Below are 7,187 nucleotides of genomic sequence, written 5' to 3'. Positions count from 1 at the left end.
CTGGAATACCGTATCGGCGAGCTAGAGCCACATACCCACCTTCTCCCCTCTGATACGCTTCAACTACTGATTTTTTAAAGTCATAATCATATTTAGCCACTATAAAAAGCCCCCTAAGTTAGATTTTCTGGTCTAACTTAGGGGGCTCACTTCAGTCCCAAGCTCTTTGTTTTGTATAATTGGTTTATTCTCAAATAATAGGATTATTTTTTTATTAAGCCATCTTCTTTTTGTTTAATGTATGTTTCAAGACTATGTCTATCGATCAAAGAAGCCACAACACCATCGCGCGTAATACAAAAACCAGCAGCATAAGTGGCAATTCGAACGGCAGCTTTTAAAGAATAACCGTATAAGAGGTAAGAGGCGAGTGCACTGATAAAGGCATCACTTGCGCCAGTTGTGTCAATAGCTGGAAAGTCAGCCGCTGGAAAATACTCTGTCCAATCAATCGTTTTAACATAACAGCCTTGCTCACCCAATGTAACGATAATCGTTTGAATTCCGTAATTTAACAGAAAATTTGCTTTTTCTTCAATTGAGGAAAATTCAGGACAAAGTTCATTCAACTCATCCTCATTAGGAATCAAAATATCAACCAACGACAAAATGTTTTCCGGTATTTTTCCATAGGCAGAAGGTTTAAAAATGGTTTTAGCGCCATATTCATGTGCCAGAGAACAAGCTTTAGCTACCGTGTCCAAAGGAATCTCTGACTGGATCAAACAGTAACCTGCATTTTCAAACAATTCTTTTTTTTCTTCAATATCTTCTGGCGTAAAGATCCCATTAGCACCTGGCAAGATAGAAATCGTCGAATGTCCGTTAGCTGCAACAAAAATATAGGCTTTTCCTGTATCCGTATGGGGACGTCGTTTGATTCCTAATGAATCCACGCCATATTGGTTTAAGGCAGAATAAACATAATCAGCGTCCAAGTCTGATCCAATATTTCCAATCAGTCCAACCCGATGACCGAGTTTGGCAGCACCGATGGATTGATTTACCCCTTTTCCACCTGGCTGAATAGATGAACTGGAAATCGAAACGGTTTTCCCGCTGTTGGGAAGCTTTGGAACGGTAAGATAAGTATCAATATTTATACTTCCTACAACGGTGAGCCTTGGTATATTCAGATTAAAAGGTAAACTGATTGTTGTTCGATTGTTTAAGTGAAAAGCTTGTGCGAATGGCTGTGATTTTTGCTTATTTTGTTCAATCCGATGGATCAATTGGTTGCCGATATAAGTACCAAAGTCAGTGTTTTGAATTGCATACGTTGAAATCTCAGATAACTCAGAAAAGGTCAGTGGCTCTGTGTGATCACTCTTTAAAGAAATCAACGAAATATCTTCTGGTATTTTGTAACTAAGTGTGTTTACTAATTGATAAAATTCTAAAGCTTTATGATAGTGGGAAGAAACGACCCCTGTGATTTGTCGATTGTTTAGTTTCTGAGCCAAATTATCATTTAATTCATCAAAAATCAATTCCTTATCTAGTTTCATATGATTGTCAAACAAACACTTTTTATACCCCTCTAAAAAGGCAGATGTTCGTCGTCCTTTAGAAAGTAAACAAGCAATTTGACTATGCTTTTGATCGATCAGCTCTTGGGTGATTTGGTAAGCTGCTTCTTCATAAGGAAAACAGATTGCATGCTTCCCGCCATTTGGACCGACTGTTAGTAGTGGGATCGAAGCATCTTTAAAATAAGTAGCAAAAGACAAACTTTGTTCCGTTAGGGGCTCCCAAATAACGCCATCTACATTTTGTTTGCATAAGGAAGTAATGTTTTTTAATTCTTGGTCTTTATCCGAATAATTATTGAAAACTAAGGTGCTATAACCGTTACCTTGAGCGGTTTGAATGATTCCATCTAAGGTTGTATTTAATGAAGCAGAAGATTTCAGCAAAACACCAATAATCCAACTTTTAGAGGAACTAGTATTAGCAGAAGCGTAAGGCGTATAATTGTATTCCTTTACAATTTTTAAAACCCGTTCTCTCGTTTCTTTACTGATGCTTTGATCTTTTTGGTTAACGATTTTTGAAACAGTTGAAGCTGAAACACCTGCGAGTTTTGCAATATCTTTTATATTCATCACTGTTATTCTCCGTTTCATACGTTATTTAATTTTTTGAAAATCAGATTTTTATAGTTCATATTCAGCGCATAGAGTTTTAAAATTTTTAGAACAATATGTCGGTTAAATTGATTGAAAGTAGTAATTGTATCTGTCAAAATGATGAATCAACCTTGTCTAAATAATAGATAATTAAATCTATTAAGTCAATAAGAATCATTATATGACTTTTTGTAAGCATTATCATTTATACGAAAAATTATTTGAAAATACGTTGACAAATCAGCAAACTGGTGTTAAATTCAATTTAAGAAAACGTTTTCCTAAAATATTTTCTTAGATGGAATTAAGATAGTATTGTGCAAAGAGAATGGAGGGACGAGGATGAAGAAGAACAAATTTTTAGAAGGGATAAGAAGTCAATTTACAACTAAATCTTTAGTGTTGATTCCGATCGCTGTTGGGATCAATTTGATCGGTGGTACACTCTGCTCGGCACTTAAATTACCGTTATTTTTAGATATGATCGGTACAATTATTATTGCCTGTCTTTCAGGGCCTTGGGTAGCAGCTTTGTGTGGATTACTAACAAACGTTTTTTTAACGCTTGTGGCCAATCCAGTTTACTTTCCCTATTCAGTTGTCAGTATCTTATGTGCCTTAGTTACTGGTTTTATGGTAAAGGCAGGGTTGTTCAAAACCATTTGGGGCGCTATTTTGACTTGGCTTGCTTGTGCGTTAACAAATACTGTTTCAGCTTCACTGATTACAATTTTTGTTTACGGAGGCGCTACAGGGGTCAATGGCAGTTCAGTTTTTACAGCCGCTTTAATTGCGACGACAAAACAAATTTTTCTTTCTGTGATCTCTACATCGATGCTTGAAAACGTGATTGATAAAGGTATTGTCTTTTTGATTGCCTTCTTACTCGTCCAAAAAATTCCGAAAAGATTTCTCAGTCAATATGCAATAGGAATGAATGAAAGTGAGCTGGAAGACGATGAAGAATGGGCGAAATAATCAGAAGTTAGGAGGGAGCAACACGTGAAGGTATCAACGACATTCATTCCTCGACATACGGTGATCGAGCGATTGAATCCTATGACAAAAGTATTAGCGGTTTTTACACTCGGTTTAAGTACCTTGATTTTTCCAAGTATCTGGTTAGGTTTTGCTATTATTATCGGTTTATTTATTATTTCTTACTTGGCAAAGATTTTGAAACCGTTTACCCGTTTGATAGTAGGATTTGGGGTTCCAATTACAGTGATGCTTTTGTTTATCCAAGGCTTTTATAGTACAAGTAATGTCACGTTTATTGCAGATTTTGGTTTTGCAAAATTAGGACTTGAAGGTGTTTTATATGCCTTGAAAATTGTCACCACACTCTTAGTTTTTATGGGAAGCTTTTATATCATGAATCAAACCACGGATAAAGGAAAACTGGTCGCGGCTTTAACGAATAGTGGCTTGCCGCCCAAAGCTGGCTATCTCGTACTAGCAACGTTAAATGTGGTACCGCAAATGCAAAGACGATTAGCGACGATCCAAGAAGCACAAGAAGCACGAGGGGTTGAAACTGGTGGAACGATTTTTTCCAGGATCAAGTCATACATTCCGCTTTTAGGACCTGTCATCATGTCTTCATTAACAGATGCCCAAGAACGAGGAATGACACTGGAAACAAGAGGTTTCGGGATCAAAGGGGTGAAACAAACAAGCTACGTTCATGTGAAAGTCAGCAAATTGGACAAACGAATCAATAGCGGGCTGATCCTATTTTTCCTACTCACATTAGCCGTCACTATTTTGATGAAATCTACTATTCTATAAGAAGGGAGCCGTTATGAACAAGGTGATTGTTGAAGCAAAAAACTTTTCTTATCGATACAACCAAACCCCAAGAAGAGCATTAAAAAATCTTGATTTTCAAGTAGAAGAAGGGAGCTTCTTTTGTATTATTGGCGCAAATGGTTCAGGAAAATCAACACTTTGCAATGCATTAGTCGGACTGATTCCTCATTATTTTGTTGGAAAAAAAGCCGGTGAAATCATAATTGATGGATTGAAAACGGAAACCAGTACCATCGCAGAATTATCAACTAGGATCGGTTTAGTTTTTCAAAATCCTTTCAATCAATTATCGTATACGGCGGCAACTGTAGCAGAAGAATTAGCATACGGCTTAGGGAACAGAGGCATCTCACGGGAAGAAATGCATCAAAAAGTTGACTATGTAGCCAAGCTAATGCGGATCGATCAGCTTCTTTTTAAAAATCCGTTGGAGCTGTCAGGTGGTCAAGTTCAAAGAGTCGCGTTTGGTTCAACTTTTATTTTAGAACCTAAAATCTTGGTCTTAGATGAATGTACGACACAGTTAGACCCATTAGGCGGTGACGAACTATTTTCAATCGTCAAAAAGTTGAATCAAAACGGTGTAACAGTGATCATGGTAGACCATGATATGGAACGTGTTGCACAAAATGCCGATAAAATCATGGTACTTTCAGAAGGGGAGATTGTAGCAATCGATACACCCCAAAAAATATTTGAGGATCCCTTTATCACAACGTACGGCATTGATGTACCAGATTATGTAAAACTTTCAAAAGCCTTAGCAGAAAAAAATTATACCCATCATGCAATAGAAATCACGGAAGAACCGACTATAGCATTAGTTAAGGAGGCTTTGAAGTAATGGACATTACATTAAAAAAACTCCGCTATGCGTACCCTACAGGAGATGACATTCTAAAAGGAATCGATTTATCTATTAGTGGAACGGAACCTGTAGCAATTATTGGGCAAAACGGAGCTGGAAAAACAACCATTGTGAAACATTTTAATGGTATTTTACGTCCTAAATCAGGAGAAGTGTTGATTGAAGGCGAATCTATCGAACAGAAAACAACCGCACAATGGGCTAAAAAAGTGGGCTACGTCTTTCAAAATCCAGATGATCAACTATTCTTAGAAAGCGTGCGAAAAGAATTTACCTTTGGACCTAAACAAATCGGTATGCCTCAACAAGAAATTGAAGAGCGTTTGAATTGGGTCGCTGAATTGGTAGGGCTTTCAGATGAATTAGAGGTCCATCCGTTCGATTTAAATGCCACTGAAAAGAAATTTTGTACGATCGGTTCTATCATTATGATGAATACAAGTATAGTCATTTTTGATGAACCAACTTGTGGACAAGATGTAAACGGCAATCTCAGACTACGAAGGATTATCCAAAAGTTAAGGGATAAAGGTGTTTTATGTATTGCCATCAGCCATGATATGAAATTTGTAGCAGACAACTTTGAGCGAATTATCGTTTTATGCCAAGGAGAAATCATTTTGGATGGATCTGCTGATGAAGTCTTTTCAGAAGTAGCAACCCTAAATAAAAGTTTTGTAACGCCTCCGCCAATTACAAGAGTTGGACAAGGAGCGGGATTTAAAAAAACAGTCTTTACAACAGAAGCTTTTATGAAAGTTTTTGAAGAGGAAAGGAGATAATCTGAATGTCTAGTGTGATGAGCCGGATTATTGTAGAAGACGGGTGACTTTTAGCGATAAGAGTCAATAGCAGCAGTATCTACAAAATAATAGAATCATGAAAGGTGTGGTTGTGGAAATGGCAACTAAAAACGAAGCAGAAAAAGTATTGGGGGTTCCTGTACCAAAGGAAGGCACGGCAGAGTTTGAAAAAATGAATCGCATGGCAAAGCGGGCAATTCCGTTGATCTTGATTATTTTTATTTTTGGAATCCTTGAACAGCAAGCATTTGGTATGATTTTTGTTAATATCGGTCAAGAGTTGGGTACGCCAGGATTAGCGCCATTGATTACGTCAATTCCTGGGATTGTATTAGGCATCGTTTGTGTGATTTATGGTTCGTTGGGTGATTTTGTGTCGCTTAAGAAAATGACCATGCTCGGTGTGAGTATTCTTGTTATTGGTTCGGCTATTGGTTTTATTTTAGGACCAGTTAGCATTTGGGCAGTTGTGATTGCACGTGTTCTGCAATCAGCTGGCGGACAAGTAGCAGGTTCTGTTTTCTTAGTGTTAGTTTCAAAATATATTGCGAAAGAAAATCGAGTGATCTACTATGGCATTTTTGTTGCAGTCTTTCGTTTTTCGGCAGCACTTGGCGTAATTGCAGCAGGTTATGTCACTAAAATCGATTGGCGTTGGTTGTTCGCAGTGCCATTGATTTCAATTATTTTTATTCCATCATTAGCAAAAAATCTACCAGATGATCATGCAGAAGGTGCTAATATCGATGGGGTTGGTTTTACCTTGATTGGTGCTTTTGCTGGAGCGATGACGATGTTCTTTACAGATATGAACCTATTTTGGGCAATCAGCTCTGTGGTGACATTGATCGCGTTTATCGTTTACATCAACAAAGCAAAAAATCCATTTATTACACCGGAATTCTTTAAAAATCCTGCTTTTATCGCAACGATGACCGTTATTTTTGTTGGCTATTTCTTCAGTTACACATTGAACGCAGGTGTGAATGCGATTGGTTTGAATGTTTATGGGATTGATTCGGCAGAAGTGTCAACATTATTAGTTTGGTCGATTTTATTAGCAGCGTTTCTTGGGTTTGTATGTGGACCAGTGATTAAAAAAATCGGTCGTTCTGCAGGGATCATCATGGCCCTTTCATTTATGGGATTAGGGTTGATTGCCATCGCCTTTGCTATTCCTCATGGAAAAGTTTGGGCATTGGCTGTAGCACCTTGTATCTATTACTTTGGAACCTCGTTCTTTTACTCACCAATCGTCGATACAGCAACCTTAACTGTTTCACCAGAAGAATCAGGTCGTGTGTTAGGTGTAAATGATTTAGTTCAAGCAATTACAGGATCCGTTGGTGTAGCAGTGTTTGGTGGCATGATGTCCTCTGGCGCAATGTCAGGCGGTAGTATTGTTGGCGGAACAAGTGGTGATGTGTCAACATACGCAAATGTATTCCTAGTGGGCGGTGCGATCGTGCTAGCGGCACTCGTTATTTTCCTAGTAACGAAAAAGACGATCTATAGTCATTCAAGAGTAGATGAATAGAGAGTTTCACATAGATAATATCGGGCTAGTCACTACGC

Annotated in this window: 6 protein-coding genes; 5 read left to right on the top strand and 1 reads right to left on the bottom strand. The window is 37.9% G+C overall.

From position 1 onward, the window contains the following. Nucleotides 1-203: 203 nt before the first annotated feature. On the bottom strand, nt 204-2,105 hold the full coding sequence (locus tag BCR24_RS01710; protein WP_069638819.1) for a PfkB family carbohydrate kinase: 1,902 nt from the start codon (nt 2,103-2,105) through the stop codon (nt 204-206). A gap of 366 nt (nt 2,106-2,471) precedes the next feature. On the opposite strand from BCR24_RS01710, the gene BCR24_RS01705 reads away from it, so the two are divergent. The 5 genes from BCR24_RS01705 (at nt 2,472) to BCR24_RS01685 (ending at nt 7,149) form a co-directional block, all read left to right on the top strand. Then, a complete protein-coding gene (locus BCR24_RS01705; RefSeq protein ID WP_069638818.1) occupies nt 2,472-3,107 on the top strand; it encodes an ECF transporter S component in 636 nt (211 codons plus the stop codon). 24 nt (nt 3,108-3,131) lie between these two features. Next, complete coding sequence (locus BCR24_RS01700; protein WP_240604452.1) at nt 3,132-3,920, top strand: energy-coupling factor transporter transmembrane component T; 789 nt, start codon at nt 3,132-3,134, stop codon at nt 3,918-3,920. A gap of 13 nt (nt 3,921-3,933) precedes the next feature. Beyond that, nucleotides 3,934-4,785 (top strand): energy-coupling factor ABC transporter ATP-binding protein, encoded by an 852-nt coding sequence (locus BCR24_RS01695; RefSeq protein WP_069638817.1) that lies wholly within the window; start codon nt 3,934-3,936, stop codon nt 4,783-4,785. Next, nucleotides 4,785-5,591, top strand: a complete 807-nt coding sequence (locus BCR24_RS01690; protein WP_069638816.1) for an energy-coupling factor ABC transporter ATP-binding protein — start codon at nt 4,785-4,787, stop codon at nt 5,589-5,591. Before BCR24_RS01695 ends, BCR24_RS01690 begins: the two co-directional genes overlap by 1 nt. Before the next feature lie 118 nt (nt 5,592-5,709). After that, nucleotides 5,710-7,149, top strand: a complete 1,440-nt coding sequence (locus BCR24_RS01685; RefSeq protein WP_069638837.1) for an MFS transporter — start codon at nt 5,710-5,712, stop codon at nt 7,147-7,149. Nucleotides 7,150-7,187 lie beyond the last annotated feature (38 nt).

The sequence above is a fragment of the Enterococcus ureilyticus genome (assembly GCF_001730315.1).
In the GTDB taxonomy this organism is placed as follows: Bacteria; Bacillota; Bacilli; order Lactobacillales; family Enterococcaceae; genus Enterococcus_L; species Enterococcus_L ureilyticus.
This window is presented reverse-complemented; position numbering and strand designations above follow the sequence as displayed.